At 65.9% G+C, this 19,006-nt stretch carries 22 protein-coding genes; 8 read left to right on the top strand and 14 right to left on the bottom strand.

The window, feature by feature from the left end; all coding sequences use genetic code 11:
• The 3 genes from QOJ24_RS11485 to QOJ24_RS11475 form a co-directional block, all read right to left on the bottom strand.
• The coding region (locus QOJ24_RS11485) for a zinc-binding dehydrogenase (protein WP_526261192.1) at positions 1–776 on the bottom strand (776 nt) is incomplete at its 3' end.
• Between the two features lies 1 nt (position 777).
• Positions 778–2,022 carry a cytochrome P450 gene (locus tag QOJ24_RS11480; protein ID WP_526261190.1) on the bottom strand — a complete coding sequence of 415 codons (1,245 nt, stop codon included), beginning with the start codon at positions 2,020–2,022 and terminating at the stop codon, positions 778–780.
• Positions 2,019–2,723 (bottom strand): NIPSNAP family protein, encoded by a 705-nt coding sequence (locus QOJ24_RS11475; RefSeq protein WP_526261194.1) that lies wholly within the window; start codon positions 2,721–2,723, stop codon positions 2,019–2,021. The genes QOJ24_RS11480 and QOJ24_RS11475 overlap by 4 nt, the downstream gene beginning before the upstream one ends.
• A gap of 81 nt (positions 2,724–2,804) precedes the next feature.
• Between QOJ24_RS11475 and QOJ24_RS11470 the strand changes: the two genes are divergently transcribed.
• Both QOJ24_RS11470 and QOJ24_RS11465 read left to right on the top strand, forming a co-directional pair.
• Entirely contained in the window at positions 2,805–3,623 is an 819-nt protein-coding gene (locus QOJ24_RS11470) for an SMP-30/gluconolactonase/LRE family protein (RefSeq protein ID WP_526261188.1), read from the top strand.
• A complete protein-coding gene (locus tag QOJ24_RS11465) occupies positions 3,620–4,435 on the top strand; it encodes an acyl-CoA thioesterase domain-containing protein (protein ID WP_526261186.1) in 816 nt (271 codons plus the stop codon). Before QOJ24_RS11470 ends, QOJ24_RS11465 begins: the two co-directional genes overlap by 4 nt.
• Here the strand turns inward: QOJ24_RS11465 and QOJ24_RS11460 are convergent, their stop codons facing one another.
• Complete coding sequence (locus tag QOJ24_RS11460; protein ID WP_526261184.1) at positions 4,436–4,627, bottom strand: ferredoxin; 192 nt, start codon at positions 4,625–4,627, stop codon at positions 4,436–4,438.
• A 45-nt stretch (positions 4,628–4,672) separates the two neighbouring features.
• Between QOJ24_RS11460 and QOJ24_RS11455 the strand changes: the two genes are divergently transcribed.
• Complete coding sequence (locus tag QOJ24_RS11455; RefSeq protein ID WP_526261182.1) at positions 4,673–5,203, top strand: TetR/AcrR family transcriptional regulator; 531 nt, start codon at positions 4,673–4,675, stop codon at positions 5,201–5,203.
• A 10-nt stretch (positions 5,204–5,213) separates the two neighbouring features.
• Here the strand turns inward: QOJ24_RS11455 and QOJ24_RS11450 are convergent, their stop codons facing one another.
• Positions 5,214–6,374 carry a CaiB/BaiF CoA transferase family protein gene (locus tag QOJ24_RS11450; protein ID WP_526261180.1) on the bottom strand — a complete coding sequence of 387 codons (1,161 nt, stop codon included), beginning with the start codon at positions 6,372–6,374 and terminating at the stop codon, positions 5,214–5,216.
• Positions 6,375–6,510: 136 nt separating this feature from the next.
• On the opposite strand from QOJ24_RS11450, the gene QOJ24_RS11445 reads away from it, so the two are divergent.
• Both QOJ24_RS11445 and QOJ24_RS11440 read left to right on the top strand, forming a co-directional pair.
• Positions 6,511–7,068 (top strand): TetR/AcrR family transcriptional regulator, encoded by a 558-nt coding sequence (locus QOJ24_RS11445; RefSeq protein WP_526261178.1) that lies wholly within the window; start codon positions 6,511–6,513, stop codon positions 7,066–7,068.
• Entirely contained in the window at positions 7,068–7,454 is a 387-nt protein-coding gene (locus QOJ24_RS11440; RefSeq protein ID WP_526261176.1) for a nuclear transport factor 2 family protein, read from the top strand. The genes QOJ24_RS11445 and QOJ24_RS11440 overlap by 1 nt, the downstream gene beginning before the upstream one ends.
• Here the strand turns inward: QOJ24_RS11440 and rlmN are convergent.
• On the bottom strand, positions 7,383–8,507 hold the full coding sequence (rlmN, locus tag QOJ24_RS11435) for a dual-specificity RNA methyltransferase RlmN (protein WP_526261174.1): 1,125 nt from the start codon (positions 8,505–8,507) through the stop codon (positions 7,383–7,385). The genes QOJ24_RS11440 and rlmN overlap by 72 nt on opposite strands.
• A gap of 69 nt (positions 8,508–8,576) precedes the next feature.
• Here rlmN and QOJ24_RS11430 point away from each other — a divergent pair, with 69 nt between their 5' ends.
• Entirely contained in the window at positions 8,577–9,530 is a 954-nt protein-coding gene (locus tag QOJ24_RS11430) for an EamA family transporter (RefSeq protein ID WP_526261172.1), read from the top strand.
• Here QOJ24_RS11430 and QOJ24_RS11425 read toward each other — a convergent pair.
• Positions 9,458–10,450 (bottom strand): LLM class flavin-dependent oxidoreductase, encoded by a 993-nt coding sequence (locus tag QOJ24_RS11425; protein ID WP_526261170.1) that lies wholly within the window; start codon positions 10,448–10,450, stop codon positions 9,458–9,460. The genes QOJ24_RS11430 and QOJ24_RS11425 overlap by 73 nt on opposite strands.
• Positions 10,451–10,497: 47 nt before the next feature.
• Between QOJ24_RS11425 and QOJ24_RS11420 the strand changes: the two genes are divergently transcribed.
• Positions 10,498–11,997: an HNH endonuclease signature motif containing protein gene (locus QOJ24_RS11420; RefSeq protein WP_526261168.1), complete on the top strand. Its 1,500-nt coding sequence runs from the start codon at positions 10,498–10,500 to the stop codon at positions 11,995–11,997.
• A 44-nt stretch (positions 11,998–12,041) separates the two neighbouring features.
• On the opposite strand, the gene QOJ24_RS11415 is transcribed toward QOJ24_RS11420, so the two are convergent.
• From QOJ24_RS11415 to QOJ24_RS11400, 4 genes are all read right to left on the bottom strand, one after another.
• Complete coding sequence (locus QOJ24_RS11415) at positions 12,042–12,911, bottom strand: phosphatidate cytidylyltransferase (protein ID WP_526261166.1); 870 nt, start codon at positions 12,909–12,911, stop codon at positions 12,042–12,044.
• Positions 12,911–13,468, bottom strand: a complete 558-nt coding sequence (frr, locus tag QOJ24_RS11410; protein WP_526261164.1) for a ribosome recycling factor — start codon at positions 13,466–13,468, stop codon at positions 12,911–12,913. The genes QOJ24_RS11415 and frr overlap by 1 nt, the downstream gene beginning before the upstream one ends.
• A 17-nt stretch (positions 13,469–13,485) precedes the next feature.
• Positions 13,486–14,241, bottom strand: coding sequence for a UMP kinase (gene pyrH / locus QOJ24_RS11405; protein WP_526261162.1), 756 nt, complete (start codon positions 14,239–14,241; stop codon positions 13,486–13,488).
• Positions 14,242–14,331: 90 nt separating this feature from the next.
• Positions 14,332–15,021: a class I SAM-dependent methyltransferase gene (locus QOJ24_RS11400; protein WP_526261161.1), complete on the bottom strand. Its 690-nt coding sequence runs from the start codon at positions 15,019–15,021 to the stop codon at positions 14,332–14,334.
• Between the two features lie 59 nt (positions 15,022–15,080).
• Here QOJ24_RS11400 and QOJ24_RS11395 point away from each other — a divergent pair, with 59 nt between their 5' ends.
• The gene (locus QOJ24_RS11395) at positions 15,081–15,512 is read left to right on the top strand and encodes a MarR family winged helix-turn-helix transcriptional regulator (protein ID WP_526261159.1); all 432 of its coding nucleotides are present in this window, start codon (positions 15,081–15,083) and stop codon (positions 15,510–15,512) included.
• Here the strand turns inward: QOJ24_RS11395 and QOJ24_RS11390 are convergent.
• The 3 genes from QOJ24_RS11390 to rpsB are packed head-to-tail and all read right to left on the bottom strand — an operon-like array spanning position 15,509 to position 18,643.
• Positions 15,509–16,918, bottom strand: coding sequence for an amidase (locus QOJ24_RS11390; protein ID WP_526261157.1), 1,410 nt, complete (start codon positions 16,916–16,918; stop codon positions 15,509–15,511). The two genes, QOJ24_RS11395 and QOJ24_RS11390, sit on opposite strands and share 4 nt — an antisense overlap.
• Before the next feature lie 34 nt (positions 16,919–16,952).
• Entirely contained in the window at positions 16,953–17,768 is an 816-nt protein-coding gene (gene tsf, locus QOJ24_RS11385; RefSeq protein ID WP_526261155.1) for a translation elongation factor Ts, read from the bottom strand.
• Between the two features lie 11 nt (positions 17,769–17,779).
• Positions 17,780–18,643, bottom strand: a complete 864-nt coding sequence (gene rpsB, locus QOJ24_RS11380; RefSeq protein ID WP_526261153.1) for a 30S ribosomal protein S2 — start codon at positions 18,641–18,643, stop codon at positions 17,780–17,782.
• Between the last annotated feature and the right edge of the window lie 363 nt (positions 18,644–19,006).

Below are 19,006 nucleotides of genomic sequence, written 5' to 3'. Positions count from 1 at the left end.
TTGTTGCGCAGCATCGTCCGCATGCTGATCGGATAACTGTCGTCGTCGGCGACCCCGAAGTAAAAGACAGTGCCGCCGAACGCGGCCGCCTCGATCGCGTGCCCGAGCGTGGCCACCTGATGACCGACCGCCTCGATGACGACGTCGGGCTTGGTGTGCGTTTCCAGGTGGCTCACCCACCGGTCGCTCGTCGCACGCACGACGGTGTCGACGCCGAACTGCGTGGCGACGGCATCCCGGTCGATCGGATCGATACCGGTGACGCGGCGTGCACCCGAAGCCTTTGCCGCATAGGAGAAGAGCAGCCCGATCGAACCTTGACCGATCACGGCGACGTGTAACCCCTTGAGCTTCGGCAGCTGTTCGATGGCGTACAGCACGCAGGCCAGCGGCTGCAGCGCGACGGCATGCTGTGGTTCCAGCGCGCTGTCGTAGGTGGAGAGTCCGTCGCCGTCTGCGGCCACATACTCCATCATTCCGTCGAAGCCGGAGGCCCAGCCGACGACACGCTCACCGATTCCGATGCTCCGGTGTCTGCTGGCCAGCACCTCGCCGACCACTTCGTGGATCGGAAACCCGTCCATCTCTGCGGCGCTCGTGCCGGTGTCGCCGGCAAGCCGACCCTTCGATCCGCGGAAGCCGGGCAGATCGCTGCCGCAGATGCCCGCGGCAAGGAACCGGATGAGCACCTGGCGGTCCCCGAGCGACTCGGGTGTCTTCTCCGGAATATCAACCCGCTCAAAGATGTAGGGCGCGACCAGCCGGTAGGACCACACGTCAGCCGCCCTCCGCCTCGACCTCGACTGGAACACAGCTCCAGCCCCACTGGAAACTCGACGGCGGTCGCGACGCCGCCTCGCCGAGGATCCGGTAGTCGGGCACCCGCTTGAGCCACTCGGACACCATGATCGCGAGCTCGAGTCGGGCCAGATGTACGCCGAGGCAGAAATGCTGTCCGCGGCCGAACGCGAGCAGTCGCTCGATGGAACGGTCCCAGATGAACTCGTCGGGGTCGCGGTATTCGCGTTCGTCGCGGCTGGCCGACGCGAGCAGTGTGATGATCCGCTGCCCCGGCCGAATTGTGGTGTCACCGACGGTGAATGGCCTGCGCACAGTGCGAGCGAACGATTGGGCGGGTGCGCAGTACCGGATCATCTCCTCGCGCGCCTTCGGTACGTTCGCGTCGAGATCGGCACGCACGGCGGCCAGTTGTTCTGGTCGGCGGTTCAGTTCCCACAGCCCGTGCGCGACGATCTTCGGCACGGTTTCGGTGCCGCCGATGAAGATGCCGAGCATCTGGGTGGCCGCCTCGATGTCGGTGAATGCGGAGCCGTCCGGCAGCCGGTAGTTGATGAGGTTGTCCGCGACAGGCAGTTCACCATCGGCGCCCTCGGCGCGGCGTCGCGACACGATCGGCACCAGGTACTCGAGATATCCGGGCCGGGCATTGGCCACTTCTACCCCGCTCCCCGGCTGGGCAAGGCTTCCGGCGTTGACGGTCCCCAACACCTCGGACGCCAGATGGACTGGTAAACCGAGCAATTCGCAGACGACCGATGCGGCGACGATGCCGCCGTAATCCTGGGTGAGGTCGAAGCTGCCGCGCGGCAGCAGTTCGTCGAGCCGCTCGTTGGCAAGCTCACGAATACGGTTGGCGAGCGTGGCGACCGATTTCGGCCGGAACTGTCCCGAGGTACACCGCCGCACTCCGTCATAGATCGGGGCGTCGAAGTTGGCGTGAAAAGGCATGGGGTGCAACGGCGGATCCGGCATGGGACCGTCGTTGTGTTTCGCCAAGACCGCTGCGGCGGGCAGGGTTCCCTCCGATGCCACGAACGTGCCGTCGTTGATCTCCAGCGCCTGCCAGATGTCCGAGAACCGGGACAGGGCGTAGGTGTCCCACTTCTCGACATAGTAAACCGGGTACTCGTCGCGAAGCACACGGTAGTACGGCAACGGATCGGCCATCACGGCCGGATCGAACGGATCGTATGAGAAGTCCGCCAGCACAGGTGTGTTCATTGCAGCGGTGACGGTGGCAGCGCCTGCAGTATCGAATCCTCCCAGCCGTCGCGCAGTGCGGGCGCGACGCTCATCCAGGTGACGATCTCCGCCGGCGGGTTCTCTTTCCATGACGGGTAGTGGTTTTCGAAGCAGGCCCAGTCGCCTTCGAGCGCCCAGTAGTGGATCACCTCGTTGAACCGAAAGGTGGTGATGAACGAGCCGAGCCAACGCTTTCCGGTGCTCTCCGACCATGGCACGTACAGGCGCTCGAGCTCGCGAATGTAGTCGTCCTGGCGGCCGGGCTTGCTCTGCATGATCTCCTGGATGACCAGGGCTGCGGAGAACTTCTCGTCGCGGAGCTGTGCGAGTGTCCTGTTGCTCCTGCCCGCGTACATGATGCGTCCCTCGCCGGATGCGCCGATCTCTGACAGGAACGCCGCCCATGTCGCGAACGCGGACTGGTGGCTGCCCCCGCGGGCCTGCGCCCTTCCGATGCGCGCATAGTCGGCGAAGGCGTCGATTTCCCAGATGACGGTGACCTGCGGCCAGTGCCCGTTGAACGGTGTCGTCTCCCAAATCGCGAACAACCGCGCGCCGAGCTCGTCCATCATCGGCCGGTAGACCTCGTCGAAGACCTCGGTGAAGCGATCGCTACGTCCGGAGCCCAGGTCGATCGTCTCGTGCAGGTAGAGAAGCGTATGGCCGTGGTACTTCTTCATGTTCATGCCGGAAGACCGCACCTGTTTGACATTGGCACGTAGCGAGCGTGACACTTATGGCGTGTTTTGTAAAGGTGCCGGATGAGCCTGACGCCGCTGGCCAATGGGTTTTGTTTCGGGGAGGGCCCTCGCTGGTTCGAGGGTCTGCTGTGGTGGTCCGACATGCTCGGCGAGGCCGTGCACACGGTCAACCTGGCGGGTGACGTCACCACGCTGGAGCTGGCCGGCCACGCCCCTTCGGGACTCGGGTTTCGTCCCGACGGATGGCTGCTGATCGCCTCCACCGAACGTCGCGCACTGCTGAGCTACGACGGTGAGACCGTCGAAACGCTCGCCGACCTGTCCCACATCGTCCCCGCGAGCATCGGCGACATGGTCGTCGACGACTGCGGCCGTGCATACGTCGGTTCGCAGGCGTTCCAGGGTGGCGTCATCGCGCGGGTAGACCCCGACGGCACCATCACCGTCGTCGCCGAGGATCTCGACTTCCCGAACGGGATGGTCATCACACCCGACGGAGCGACGCTCATCGTCGCCGAGTCGGTCGCCAGGCGGTTGACAGCGTTCACCGTCGGCCCTGACGGCGCGCTGTCCGACCGGCGAGTCTTTGCCGAAGGACTCGACGGGCCGCCCGACGGCATCACGCTGGACGCAGGCGGGGGGGTATGGGCGGCGATGACGCTGGCCCACCAGTTCCAGCGAATTGAACTGGGCGGCAAGGTCACCGACCGCATCGACATCGGCGACAGGACCGCAATCGCGTGCACGCTCGGCGGGCCGCAGCGCCGCACCCTGTTCCTGTTTTCGAGTACGGACGCATATCCCCAACGTCTCATCGGGACGAAACTGTCTCGGGTGGATACGATCACCGTTGACATTCCCGGCGCAGGTCTTCCATGAGCGACTCGTATTACGAGCTGGTCGACGACGGCGATCCGCAGGGCGAGAGATTCCTCGCGACCGACTTGGTTCGCAGCACATGGTCGGCCGCCATCCAGCACGGCGCTCCGGTGTCGGCGCTCCTGGTGCGCGCGTTGGAGCGCTGCGAGGCCCGAGACGACACCCGGCTGAGTCGCGTCCTCGTCGACCTGCTCGGGCCCGTACCCGCCGAGGGCGACTTCTGGGTACGTGCGAAACGGGAGCGATCCGGCAAGCAGATCGAGTTGATCGGCGCCGAGATGCTCGCCCTCGGACCTGACGGCAATCCCCGTCCCGTCGCGCGGGCAAGCGGGTGGCGATTGCAGACGATCGACACCTCGGCCGTCGTGCATGCGCCCGCGCCTCCGCTGCGTCCGGTCGCCGACGCGTGGAGCCGTGACATGAAGAAGGACTGGGACCGAAACTACGTGCACAGCCTGGACTGGCGGTGGCTGACCACACCGCTCGACGACGGGCCGGGCGAGTCGTGGATCAAACCCGAGGTCGACCTCGTCAAAAGCGAGAGCATGACGCAGCTACAGCGGCTCTTCGCGGTGGCCGACGACGCCAACGGCATCGGCTCGAAACTCGACATCGGCAGCTGGACCTTCATGAACACGGACCTCGTGGTGCATGTGCACCGGATACCTGACGGCGAGTGGATCGGCATCCGCGCCGAGACCAACTATGGACCCGACGGCGTCGGGACCACGGTCGGCACGCTGTTCGACGAGTCCGGAGCGGTCGGCGCCATCCAGCAGTCGGTGCTTGTCCGCCCGATGCCCGGCCGCTAGTCACTCAATGAGGCGCAAAGCCGCTGCGGGGCACTGAGTTACCGCCTGCTGCATGCGTCCGCGGTCGGAGTCCGGACGATCGTTCTCATCGATGTGCACAGTGCCGTCGTCCTGCACTTCGAACACGTCGTCGGCGATCGACTCGCAGATGCCGTGCCCGGTGCACTTGTCGAGATCGACTTCCACCCGCATGGCACTGAGCGTGACATTTAGGCCCGAATTTGTAAAGCTATCTCGATGAAGGATGTGGCCGCCGATGACGACAACTCGACGCGTCAACGCATCCTGGCCGCGACGGCCGAAGTGCTGGGGCGAAACGGCATGACCAAGCTCAGCCTCTCGGAGGTCGCACTGCAGGCCCGGGTGTCGCGGCCCACCCTCTACCGCTGGTTCGCCTCCAAGCGCGATCTGCTCGACGGCTTCGTCGTCTGGGAACGCCAGTTCTACGAGCGGGCAGTCACCGACGCCACCGCGGGCCTGCCCGCCGCCGAGAAACTCGACGCCGCCCTGCGCGTGATCGTCGAGTACCAGCAGTCCTATCCGGGACTGCGGATGATCGACATCGAGCCCGCACAGGTCATCAGGCGATTGTCCCGGGTCATCCCGCTGATGCGGTCGCGGCTGGAACGCCTCGTGCACGGTCCGGACGCGGCGCTGTCGGTCGCTACCGCTGTGCGCGTTGCGGTTTCGCATTACCTCGTGCGCAGCGACGACGACGACCAGTTCCTGGCCCAGCTTCGGCACGCCGCGGGCGTCAAGAAGTTGTGACGCTGCGAATTCAGCGCTGGACGGAATTGAGCTCGCCGAGGATCTCCTCGGAGTGCTCGCCGATGCCGGGTGCCTTTGCACGCGGCGTCCACGGGGTGCCGTGGAAGTCGACCGGCGTGGCGACCATCGGCACGCTCGTGTCACCGTCCGGCACATAGACGATGCCGCCTGCGGCATGGAACTGTTCGTCGGCCACGACATCCTCGATGGAGTTGATCGGCGACCAGAAGAAATCCGGTTCGGCGCCAAACAGGTTCGCCCACTCGTCGAGTGGCTTGGTCGCGAAGATCTCGTCGAGCTCGGCGATCAGGTGCCTGGCGTTGGCCGCCCGGTCGCGCGGCCTCGGATAGTCCGTCATCCATTCCGGGCGACCGACGACGCGGCAAAGCGGACCCCAGTGCCGGTCGACCTGCAGACCCACGATCCAGAACCGCCGACCATCACCTGCCGTGTAGTTGTTCATGCACGGGTTGCCCATGGATTCCCGCTCCCCGATCGCGATCTCGTGGCCGGTGAGAAGGAACGTGTTCAGGTCGAAACTGACGGTGTAGGCGCCCTGCCGGTACAACGACGTGGACACCAGCTGGCCGACGCCCGTGCGCGACCTGGCTATCAGGGCGGCGCAGACCGCGGCGGCCAGGGTCATACCCGCCGTATGGTCGCCCATGCCGCCCCGTTGAAACGGCGGGTTGTCGCCAGGCCGGGTCAGCAGATGCGCCAAGCCCGCTCGCGCCCAGTACGCGGCGACGTCGTAGGCGGCTCGGTCGGCGTCAGGTCCCGCGTCGCCGTAGCCGGTGATCAGGCCGTACACCAGACGCGGGTTGGCGGCGGCAGCCGTTTCGAAGTCCAGTCCGATGCGCCGAAGGGCGCCGGGCCGCACGTTGGTGATGAAAACATCGGCGCTGCCGAGTAATTCGAGCGCAACGGACCGACCGTCGTCCGCCGTGACATCGAGTGCGATGCTGCGCTTGCCGCGGTTGTCCATTTCGAAAGGCGGACTCTCGTCTCCGTCGAGGCCGAGCATGCGGCCGAACGTCCGTGCCGGGTCACCGGCCTGAGATTCGATCTTGACGACGTCGGCTCCCCAGTCCGCCAGGATTCCGCCCGCGGCCGGCCCCGCAACCCAGACGCCCAACTCAACGACCCTGATGCCCTCCAACGGACCGGCCATGTGCTAACCCCTTCCGTGCCCAAGCTTTACAAGATCAGATATCCCTGTAACGCTTGCGTGGCTACAGAGCAAGACTAGGAGGTCGGCGGGTGACGAAGGAACTACCATCACTGAGACCGACGATTGAGGCCCTGACGTGAACGAACCGCTACCCGCCCGACGGGACGCATCCGAGAACGCCGAGGACACCTCGACGCGGCACCGGATCCTCGCGGCGACCGCGGAGGTGCTCGGCCGCAGCGGGCAGACGAAACTCAGCCTCTCGGAGGTGGCGCTGCAGGCGGGCGTATCCCGCCCGACGCTCTACCGCTGGTTCGCCGACAAGACTGAACTGCTCGAGGCGTTCGGTGTGCACGAACGCGAGATGTTCGACAACGGCATCGGCAGGGCGACGGCAGGGCTGCGCGGCACCGAGAAGCTTGATGCGGCACTGCGTTTCATCGTCGAATACCAGCATTCGTACTCCGGTGTGCGGCTGGTCGACATCGAGCCCGAGGTCGTCATCACCCAGCTCTCGTGGATCATTCCGGTGATGCGGGCCCGGTTGCTGAAGCTGCTCACGGGAGCCAACAGCGGCGTCAAGGCCGCAACGGCGATTCGGGTCGCGGTGTCGCACTACATCGTTCGCAGTGACGACGACGACCAGTTTCTGGCGCAGCTGCGGCACGCCGTCGGCATCAAACCGGCCGATTGATGGATTCCCAGCGGGTCAGCGACGAACTCGAGATCGCCGCGCTGCTGAGCGCCTATGCGCGGGCCGTCGACACCAAGGACTGGCAGCTGTACCGGTCGGTCTTCACCGATGACGCCCACATCGACTACTCGTCCGACGTATTCACGGGCTCGCTCGATGGTGCGATCGAGTTCTTCGACGGGGATTTCTCGGCGTTGGTGACGATGAGCATGCACTACATCACCAACATCGAATCCGAGATCGACGGTGACACCGCTCAGGTGCGCGCGATGTTCTACAACCCGACACAGGACCGCCAACTCGCCGCGCGTCGGTCAGGACTGAGCGGCCAATTGCCCGCAGGCAGCGGCGATTTCGCGGCCCCGCGTGTCACGCACCGTGCATGACACCCCACGCTCGCGCACCCGTCTGACGAACTCCCGTTCGGCGGCCTTGGGGCTGGCGTCCCACTTGCTGCCCGGCGTCGGGTTCAGCGGAATGAGGTTGACGTGTACGAGCGGGCCCAGTGCGCCGTGCAGGCGCTTGCCGAGTAGGTCTGCGCGCCATGGCTGGTCGTTGATGTCTCGAATCAGCGCGTACTCGATCGATACTCGCCTGCCCGTGGTGTCGGCGTAGTAGCGCGCCGCCTCTAGAGCTTCGGACACCTTCCAGCGGCTGTTCACCGGGACGAGGGTGTCGCGAAGCTCGTCGTCGGGAGCGTGCAGTGACAGTGCAAGCGTTACCCCGAGCCCCTCGTCGGCCAGCTTGCGGATGGCAGGGGCGAGCCCGACCGTCGACACGGTCACCGAACGCGCCGAGATGCCGAACCCGTTCGGCGGTGGTGCTGTGATGCGTCGAACCGCCGCCAGAACGCGGTTGTAGTTGGCCAGCGGTTCGCCCATCCCCATGAAGACGACGTTCGACAGTCTCCCACCGCGCCCGGAGGGCGCAATCCCATCCCCATCGCGGTCGCGCAGTTCGACAGCCGCCGCACGCACCTGCTCCAGAATCTCGGCGGTGGACAGGTTGCGCTTCAGGCCGCCCTGGCCCGTCGCGCAGAACGGGCAGGCCATTCCGCAGCCGGCCTGTGACGAGATACACACTGTGTTGCGCTGCGGATAGCGCATCAGCACCGACTCGAACGTCGTCCCGTCGACCGCACGCCACAGCATCTTGCGCGTCTCCCCCGCATCGCACTCGATCTCTGCGACGGCGTCGAGTAGTCGCGGAAACAGCGCGTCGGCCACCTGTTCGCGCACCGCAGCGGGCAGATCGGTCATCTCGTGAGGGTCGGCGATCAAGCGGCCGTAATACTGGTTGGCCAGCTGCTTACCGCGAAAAGTGGGTAGCCCCAACTCCGCAACTGCGTCTGCGCGGCCCGCCTCGTCGAGGTCGGCAAGGTGGCGCGGCGGCATCGCACGTCGCGGGGGGTCGAAAACCAGGGGCAGGGATGTCGGCATGGGCTTTTGCCAGTATCCCATTGATGGCGGGCGGAAATTCATTCGCAATGTGGGGCGTTGGTCGCAACCATGGAGCGCATGAGTCTGCCGACGATGCCCGCCCGGACAGCCTCCATCCTGACGTTCTTCTACGCGATGGGCTACCCGATTGGCGCCCTTGCCGTTTCGGCTATGTCACCGATGGCAGTGCTTGTATTCCGGTTCGGATTGGCGGGCGGCATCCTTTCTGGATGGGTGTTGGCCGCACGTGTGAGCTGGCCGAGGGGCCGCACGCTGATGCACGTCCTGGTGAGTGGGCTGCTCGGGCAGGCGCTGCAGTTCATCTGCCTGTACGTGGCGCTGTTGCACGGTGCTCCCGCGGTGTTGGGCGCAGTGGTCATCTCGATGAATCCGGTGGTCACCACGGTGCTTGCAGCAGTGTTCCTAGGCGAGCGCCTTACCTGGGGTCGGACAGTCGCGCTCGCGCTCGGCGTGGCTGCGGTCCTTGCCGCATGCGCAGGCCGACTGGTCACCGTCGGCGGTGTCGACGCCGTGGTGCTACTGCTGGTGGTGGCCCTGGTGGCGGTGGCCGGTGGCGGTGTCTACCAGCAGCGGTTCTGCTCCGGCGTCGACTTTCGCGCGATGGCCGCCCTGCAAAACCTGGTGTCCGTTGTTCCGGTGGCGGCGCTGCTGTTCGTGTCGCCGTCGTCGGTGACGGATCCGTGGAAGGCGGTCGGTGCGGTGGCGGCAGTCGTGCTGTTCAATGCGACGACCGCCATGACGTTCTACGTACGCGCGATAAACAACTACGGCGCAGCGGCAGTCGCCATGCTTTTCGCGGTGATCCCGGCCGTCGCCGGCCTGCTGTCCTGGCTCATGCTTGGTCAGCGGCCCGACATAGGCATTGCGGTCGGCCTGGTGCTCGGTGCAGGAGCCTGTTGGCTCAATGCGCGCGTGTCTCGCAGACAGCGTCAGGACGAAGCAGATCCGACGGCGTCCATCACCCGCTCCAACTCACCGGCGAGGTCGGGACCCGCGGGCTGATACACGAGTTCGGTGACTCCGCCCGCCTCGTACTCGGCCACGCGCGTCCGCAACTGCTCCGCAGTGCCGCTGAACGTGAACTGCGGGAGCAGGTCGGCCGCCAGTGCCACCGCCTCCTCGTCGACGGCCGTGAGCCGCACGAGATGACCTTCATGGGTGACGAGGTGGCGCTCGGCGGGTGGGATGGCTTCGATCGCGGTCACCCATTGCTCACCGCCGGGCAATCCGCGCACGGCGTCGGGACCGTTGCGCTCGTACAACGCGTGGAACACCACGGCAAGCCCGTGTCCGGCTCGTTCCAGGACGCGGTCGCTGTGCAGATCCTCCCTGTCGTCCAGGACGGTGCCGAACTGAAGCAGTGAGTAGGGCCTGCCCGCGGCTGCCGCATTGGGCACGCCTGCGGCGAACACCCCGTCGCCCACCCGTCCGGCGACGGCGGTGCCCTTCGGTCCGTCGGCTCCGATGAGCACCTCGACGTCGACGGGCCGGTCCGCGACGAACCCCTCGGTGTGCAGCATGCGGATCGGGGCGCCATCCCATACGACGGTCTCGCCGCGCAGCAGCCCCCGCAGCGCCACGACATACTCCTCGACGGCCGCCCATCGCAGCGGCCGCTTCCCGAGCGTGTAGCGACCGGTGAACCCCGACCCGATGGCCACGGCCACCCGACCGGGGGCGATCGCCGCGAGCGTGGCGATGGCTGCCGCGTTGGTCATCGGGTGACGCAGGCTCGGCACGAGCACGCCGGGGCCGAGGCCGATTGTCGAGGTGCGTTCGGCGGCCAGCGCGAGCGCGACCCACACGTCGGATGTGATCGCGGGCGAGTCGTACAGCCAGGCCCGGTGGTAGCCAAGGCGTTCGGCCTCGGCGATGAGTTCCGGAGAGTCGACATTGGTGACCAGGGCGCACGAAAGCTTCATGCGCGAAACGCTACCGTCCCGTACCGCGGACTTTTGTCGGTGTTCGAATGTATGTTCGAACTATGTCGGCGGTTGCGGTACGAGAGGCAATGGCGAACCTGTGCGCCGCCTACGACGCCTTCGATGCATGCGACCTCGATTCGTTGACCGGCACCGAGGTGGTGTCGATGATCGACGACTTCCAGACACTCGCGTGCCGGATGCCGACCCAGTGGCATCGGCTGCTGACTCGGCTGCAGGCCGAGACGACACCCGCTCAGATGGGCGCCAAATCCTGGAACGAAGTCCTGCGGATCCGCTGGCGACTGTCGACGGCCGAAGCGTCACGGCGACTGCATGAGGCCGCCGACCTCGCCGCCCGCACCAGCCTGGTCGGCCAGCCGTTGGAGCCGGAATTGCCCGCGGTTGCCGCCGCGCAGTCAGCGGGAGTGATCACCGGCGAGCACGTGACCGCGATCCGCGAGGCCATCAAAGCGTTGCCGTCCTGGGTCGACACGACCACCCGTGCGCAGTTCGAGGTGGACTTGGTGCGAGTCGCGGCCGGCGTCGGGCCCAAGGAGCTCCGCGAGACCGCCGCCCTGCGCTTGTTCCTGCTGGATCAGGACGGCCCCGAACCTGACGACGCCGAACGCGCCCGCAAACGCAGGGTCACCAAGGGCCGGCAAGGGCGCGACGCTATGACACAACTGATCGCTGATCTAACCCCCGAGGCATGGGCGGTGTGGGAAGTGATCTTCGCCAAATACGCTGCGCCTGGGATGTGCAACCCAGCCGATGAGCAGCCGTGCACCTCGGGCACCCCGACCCAGGCCCAGATCGACAACGACGATCGGACTCTGGCCCAACGCCAGCACGACGCAATGCTCGTGATCGGACGCATCGCGTTGATGAGCGGTGAACTCGGCCACCTCAACGGGCTCCCGGTCAGCGTCATCATCCGCACCACCCTGCAAGACCTGGAAAGCCGCGCCGGCATCGGTGTCACCGGTGGGGGAACCAAACTGCCGATCGCCGACGTCATCAAAATGGGCGCTCACGCCCACCACAACCTCGCGGTGTTCGACGGGGTGACCGGTCAGGCGCTGGCGCTGTTTCGCACCAGGCGCGTCGCCTCGGCTGCCCAGCGGATCATGCTGATCGCCCGCGACGGCGGCTGCACCAAACCGTGCTGCACCGTGGGGGCATACGGCTGCCAGGTCCACCACGCGTCTCAGGATTGGGCCAAAGGCGGTAACACCAACGTCGACGACCTGACCCTGGCGTGTGGCACCGACAACCGCGGCGTCGATGACGGCGGCTGGCAGACCACGATCAACGCCCGCGGCGAATGCGAGTGGACACCACCACCTGCCCTCGACCACGGCCAATCCAGAGTCAACTACTACCACCGCCCCGAAGCGCTCCTCAGGCCACCCGAGGACGAGGCGCTACCCGATTCGAAGTCGCCGGAACCGAAGCGACACGACACGGCCGACTTCACCCCGTGGGACCTCGATACGAGCCAGGCACCCGGCAGACCAGACCCACCCGACGATCAAGCCGCCTGATAGCCGCACCGCTGCTCAACTACCCGCCGTCGATGACGCGTGCCTTATGCCAGCAGCGTGAGAACGATCCAGCCGGCGACGGCCGACGGCAGCATCGCGTCGATGCGGTCCATGACGCCGCCGTGGCCCGGAAGCAGCGTGCCCATGTCCTTGATGCCGAGGTCGCGCTTGACCTGTGACTCGACCAGATCGCCGAGCACGCCGGTGATGACGAGCATCAGACCGAGCGGCACGCCGACCCATGCGGGCCGGTCCATCAGGAACGTCACCGACAGCACGGCTGCCGTGACGCCGAAGAGCAGCGAGCCGCCCAACCCTTCCCATGACTTCTTCGGGCTGATCGCGGGCACCATCAGGTGCTTGCCGAACAGCACACCGGCGATGTACCCGCCGATGTCGGCGAACACTACGGTGACGATCACCGTGAACGCCCGGATGCCGCCATGGTCCTGGAAGATCAACAGCGCGCTGAAGCTCGCGAACAGCGGCACCCACGTCGCGAGGAGCACCGCGGCGGAAATGTCTCGCAGGTAGTTGACCGGCGCCTCGCGTATGCCCTGCCCGACCAGCCTCCAGACCATACAGACGACGATCGTCCCGCCGTAGGCGCCCAGGGGCCCCGCCGGACCGTAGAACGACAGCCAGATGATGGCCTGGCCGCCGAGGAGCAGCGGAATGAGCGGGAGCGCGTAACCGGCTTCGCGCAGCCGCCGAACGACCTCGTAGGTGGCGACCGGGATGAATATCGCCAGCATGACGAGCCAACCGATCGGGAAGAACAGCAAAGTGGCGATCGCCAGCCCTCCGAGCACGACGCCGACGCCGATCGCCGCAGGCAGGTTGCGTCCGGCCCGGGATGCCTTCTTGGGTGGTTCCGACGTGTCGGCCACTGGATCTGCTTGCTGTTCGGCCATCAGACCTCCAGCAGTTCGCCCTCTTTGTGCTTCACCAAATCATCAATCTGACTGGTGTAGGTATGGGTGGACTTGTCGAGTTCCTTCTCGGCGTGTTTGACCTCGTCCTCGCCCGCCTCGCCGTCCTTCTTGATCCGGTGCAGCTCCTCCATCGCCTTGCGACGGATATTGCGCACGGACACCCGGGCGTCCTCTCCCTTGGCCTTGGCCTGCTTCACGAGCTCGCGGCGGCGCTCCTCGGTGAGCTGCGGAATGGCGACGCGGATGACGTTGCCGTCGTTGCCGGGGTTGACGCCGAGGTCGGAATTGCGAATCGCGTCCTCGATCGGCTTCAGCTGCGACTGCTCGTAGGGCTTGATGACCACCAGCCGCGCTTCGGGAACGTTGATGCTGGACAGCTGGGTGATGGGCGTCGACGAGCCGTAGTAGTCGATCGAGAGCCGTGAGAACATGCCCGGGTTGGCGCGGCCCGTGCGGATGGACGACAGGTCGTCACGCGCAACGGACACCGCCTTTTCCATCTTCTCTTCAGCATCGAAGAGGGTTTCCTCGATCACGGCTTCTCCATTTCGGGTCAGTCGGTGGTGACCAGTGTTCCGATCTTCTCACCTGCGACCGCCCGCGCGATATTGCCGTCGATGAGAAGGTTGAACACCAGAATGGGCATGCCGTTGTCCATGCAGAGGCTGAAAGCGGTGGCGTCGGCGACCGCCAGACCCCGTTCGATGACCTCGCGGTGGGTGATCGCGGTGATCATCTCGGCGTCGGGATGGGACCGTGGGTCGGCGGTGAAGACCCCGTCGACGGCCTTGGCCATCAACACCACCTCTGCGCGGATCTCCAGCGCGCGTTGAGCGGCGGTGGTGTCAGTGGAGAAGTACGGCAGGCCCATGCCGGCGCCGAAGATGACCACCCGGCCCTTTTCCAGGTGCCGCTGGGCTCGAAGCGGAATGTACGGCTCGGCGACCTGCCCCATCGTGATCGCGGTCTGGACCCGGGTGGCGATGCCTTCTTTTTCCAAGAAGTCTTGCAGCGCAAGGCTGTTCATCACCGTTCCGAGCATGCCCATGTAGTCCGAGCGGGTGCGCTCCATACCGCGCTGCTGTAACTGGGCGCCGCGGAAGAAGTTGCCACCGCCGATGACGACGGCTACTTGGACGCCGCTGCGGACCACTTCGGCGATCTGGCGGGCCACCAGGGCCACGACGTCGGGATCGAGGCCGACCTGACCGCCGCCGAACATCTCACCGCCGAGTTTCAGAAGCACCCGGGAGTACATGGGCCGGATTGGGGATGCTTGGGCGCCGTTGGTGGTGGTTGCCTCCGCCATCCGACTCCTTCGGGGGTCCTCGCCTGAGCTCGCCCCTAATCCTGCCTCATAGCGGCCTCGTAGCCGCTATGGGGTGGCCTGACGCCGGCGTCAGCGAAGGTGCGCCTCCAGTAGCCAGGCGCTCATCGACTTGCGACCGTTCGGCTCATCGCGGACGCTGCTGCCGCCGAAGCCTGCCAGGGACGCGGCGACCGCTTCTGGCACATAGGCGTGAATGCGGGCCGGCCTGATGTCGTCGATTTCCCAGTACTTGGATACGACGTCACGCAGTTCGTCCTGGGTGACAGCGTTGACGGGCGAGTCGGCGGGCATCCCGGCCGCGTCGAAGACCAGGACGAAGTAGGCCGCGCCAGGAGCAGCCGCACGGACGATCGACTGCTGGTAGCCCTCTCGGAGTTCGACCGGCATCGAGTGGAAAAGAGTCGAGTCGATGATGGTGCCGAAGCGGCCGTCGTACCCGGTGAAGTCGCTGATGTCGGCGACCTCGAAGGTCGCGTTGGTCAGGCCGCGCTTGGCAGCCTCCTCCTTGGCGAGCTTGATGGCGGTTGCCGACGAGTCGAGCCCGACGGTGGTGAAGCCCTTTTCGGCAAGGTGCAGGGCCGTGGCGGCCTCGCCGCAGCCGGCATCGAGCACGTCGCCGTGCGCCCTGCCCGCTTCGATGAGCGCCTGGATCTCCGGCTGTGGCTCGCCGATGCTCCACGGCGGTCGGACACCCTTGAATTCCTCGGCCTCGCCGCGGTAGGCGGCATCGAACATTTCCTGCTCTGGTTGTGTCGTCATGTCCCCGGTCTATCAACTAAGTTGATACATGTCAACCTCCTTGATATAGGCTGGCATGTATGAGGGGAATCAGGGAGGACCCGCCGCTCGGTTATCAGCTATACCGGGTGCACAACGCGCTCCGCGCGCAGGTGACGCCGACGGTGCTGGAACCACTCGGTTTGGCGTTCCCGCAATACATCTGCATGCGGATTCTCTCCCAATTCCCGGACCGGTCGAACGCCGAACTGGCGCGCGGTGCCAATGTCTCGCCGCAGGCGATGAACATGGTGCTGCGGGGGCTCGAGGAACGCGGGCTCGTGACGAGACCGGCCAGCGTGTCGTCGGGACGGTCGCTCCCCGCCGCGCTGACCCGCGAGGGCGAAGAGTTGCTCGAGAAGACCGACGCCGGTGTCCGCGAAGCCGAGGACCGGCTGATGGCGAACCTGTCCACCCGTCAGCGCGCCGACTTCATGCAGATCCTGGCCTCGCTCGGTTCCGACCCGTTCTAGACCGTGTTGATGCGCGGCCAGGGCCGGGCCTGTTCCAGCTCGTAGGCCAGCTCCAGCAGCCGAGCCTCCTGCCCCCTCACCGTTGACAGCATCATGCCGACAGGAAGGCCAGCGGCCGATTCCGCGAGCGGAAGCGAGATGGCCGGATCGCCGGTCGCGTTCTGCAACGGCGTGAAAGTCACCCAGTCCATCAGCCGGTCCATCACCTGCTCGTAGGGCGCGGTCGAATCGAGATATCCGATGGGCGGTGTGTCGTGAGCGAGCGTGGGCATGAGCACCGCATCAAACGTTGCCGACAAGCGAGCGGTGATCCTGCGTGACGCCGACAGACGCCTGATGGCCAGCGGCAGCTTGTACAGATTTCTTGCCGCAGTGCGATCGAGGCCAAGCGTGAGGTTGTCCAGCCTGGTCCGGTCGAAGCTCGGCCCGAACGTCCGACGTCCACCGCGCACGATGGCGAACGCGAGAAACTGCCAGTAGAAAAGGAAGTCGTCTTTCATTCGGGACGGAATCGGGTTGTCGATCTCGGTGACCTTGTGGCCGAGTTCCTCCAACATCGACGCCGTCTTCAGGGTCAATTCTCGAACCTCCGGACTCGCGTCTCTCACAATTGATTTCGTGCAGAACGCGATACGAAGGCGTTGCTTTCCCGGATGGGTGACGTCGCCGATCAGAGGCAGCTTCGGATTGCTGTAGGCGCGCTCTGCCTCGCGCAAGAACGCCGCGGTGTCGCGGACGGACCGACTGACCACTCCGTTGGCGACGATGTGCAGCGGCATCTGGGCGGTTGCCTTGTCCAGCGGCAGCCGACCCCTTGTCGGCTTCAGGCCGACAAGTCCGTTGCACGCCGCGGGTATTCGGATGGACCCAGCCCCGTCATTGGCGTGTGCGATGGGCACCACGCCAGCCGCGACGAACGCAGCAGATCCCGACGACGATGCGCCGGCGGTGCGCTCGGTGTACCACGGATTCCGAACCGGCCCGATCCGCGGATGTTCAGCCGATGCGCTGAAGCCGAACTCAGACATCTGGGTCTTGCCAAGCGGCACAAGGCCAGTGGACAGAAAAACCCGCGCGAATGCACCGTCGGCACGCATCGGCCGTGGCTGCCACGCGTCGGTGCCCTCCATCGTCGGCATGCCTGCAACGGCGACGTTGTCCTTGAAGAAGGTTGGGACGCCGTCGAAGTAGCCGCCATACGGACGCGCCGCGTTCGCGCGTGCACGCGCACGGTCGAACGCCTCGTACGCGAGACCGTTCAGCGTCGGGTTGACCGACTCGGTGCGGGCGATCGCCGCCTCGACGAGCTCTGCGGCCGAGACGTCGCCCGCACGCAGCGCCTCGACGAGACCGACTGCGTCATGGTCGCCGAGGGCGTCGTCGCCGAAGGCATGAATTCGGGCCATTCAGTGACGGTACCAAGTCGTACCGCCGGTGCTGTCAGGCCTGACCGACCTCGAAGCGCGCGAACCGCGTGACGGTCACGCCGGCCTCGTCGAGAAGCGCCTTGACCGTCTTCTTGTTGTCGGACACCGACGGTTGATCGAGCAGCACACTGTCCTTGAAGAAGCCGTTGAGGCGACCCTCGACGATCTTGGGCAGCGCCTGCTCGGGCTTACCCTCCTGGATGGCCGTCTCCTCGGCGATGCGCCTCTCGTTGGCGACGATGTCTTCTGGCACCTCGTCACGCGTCAGGTACTTCGCCTTCAGCGCGGCGATCTGCAACGCGACGGCGTGCGCGGCCTCCTTGTCGGAGCCCGTGTACTCGACGAGCACACCCACCGCAGGCGGCAGGTCGGCGGCCCGCTTGTGCAGGTACGTCTCAACCGTTCCGTCGAAGTACGTGGCGCGACGCAGTTCCAGCTTCTCGCCGATCTTCGCCGACAGGTCGGCGATGGTCTGCTCGACCGTGGCGTCACCGATCTTGGCGGCCTTCAGAGCGTCGACGTCGGCCGCCTTCGACGCCGCTGCGGCACCGACGATCTGGTCTGCGACCGCCTGGAATTCGGCGTTCTTCGCGACGAAGTCGGTCTCGGAGTTCAGCTCGATCAGCGCGCCGTCCTTGGCCGCCACCAGTCCCTCGGCGGTGGCCCGCTCGGCGCGCTTGCCGACGTCCTTGGCGCCCTTGATGCGCAGAAGCTCGACGGCTTTGTCGAAATCGCCGTCGGCCTCCACGAGCGCGTTCTTGCTGTCGAGCATGCCGGCGCCGGTCAAGTCGCGAAGGCGCTTGACGTCGGCAGCGGTGTAGTTCGCCATTTCTTTGTTTCCTAGGGGTTCGTCGGGGGCTTCGGTTCGGTCTGAACGTCGGCCTCGGGGGTGCCCGGCTCGGCGCCTTCGGCGGTCGGGCTTGCGGTCGCGGTTGCGCTGGCCAGCAGTTCCTGCTCCCACTCGGCCAGCGGCTCGGCGCCTGCGGCCTCCGGCTTGTCGCCGTTACCGCCCGCGCCTGCGCGAGCCTTCAGACCCTCGGCGACCGCGGAAGCGACCACCCTGGTGAGCAACGCGGCCGAGCGGATCGCGTCGTCGTTGCCCGGGATCGGGTAGTCGACGAGATCGGGATCGCAGTTGGTGTCCAGGATCGCGATGATCGGGATGTTCAGCTTGCGCGCCTCTGCGACGGCGAGGTGCTCTTTGTTGGTGTCGACGATCCAGACCGCCGACGGCACCTTGACCATGTCGCGGATACCACCGAGGCTTCGCTCCAGCTTGTTCTTCTCGCGGGTCAGCATCAGGATTTCCTTCTTGGTGCGACCCTCGAAGCCACCGGTCTGCTCCATGGTCTCCAGCTCCTTGAGCCGCTGAAGGCGCTTGTGCACGGTGGAGAAGTTGGTGAGCATCCCGCCCAACCAGCGCTGGTTCACATACGGCATGCCGACGCGCGTCGCCTCTTCGGCGATGGATTCCTGCGCCTGCTTCTTGGTGCCGACGAACATGACGGACCCGCCGTGCGCAACCGTCTCCTTGACGAACTCGTACGCCTTGTCGATGTAGGTCAGCGTCTGCTGCAGGTCGATGATGTAGATGCCGTTGCGGTCGGTGAAGATGAACCGCTTCATCTTGGGATTCCAGCGACGGGTCTGATGCCCGAAGTGAGTGCCGCTGTCAAGCAGCTGCTTCATGGTTACAACAGCCATGATCGGCTTTGTCCTTGTCGTTGTCGGTTGCCGCCCGGCGTCGGGTGATGCCAGGCCCTAGCGTCTGCTGCGTGCCGGACCCGTTCTCGATCGGGACCGCCCGGCACGCGGATGCAACCCTAAGAAACGGGGTTGCGCCGCAGGCGCGCGAAGTCAATCCGCTCGCGCGAATTGCAGATGTGAGTTTACACCGTGCCAACAGGTGCTTTGTCCACACCACGACCTTCATCCCCAGGTGGGCTGTTCGGGCCTTCATCCCGAGGTGTCGATGCGCTGAGCTGGGCAAATGCGCACTGCGGCGGTCATCCTGGTTTTCGCGATGGCGTGCGCGGCGCCCGCGCGGGCTGACGCCGGCAGGCTGGA

This window comes from Mycobacterium sp., assembly GCF_032159775.1.
Lineage (GTDB): Bacteria > Actinomycetota > Actinomycetes > Mycobacteriales > Mycobacteriaceae > Mycobacterium.
Note: the sequence above shows the minus strand (reverse complement) of the source record. Positions and strands in the feature narration are given on the sequence as shown.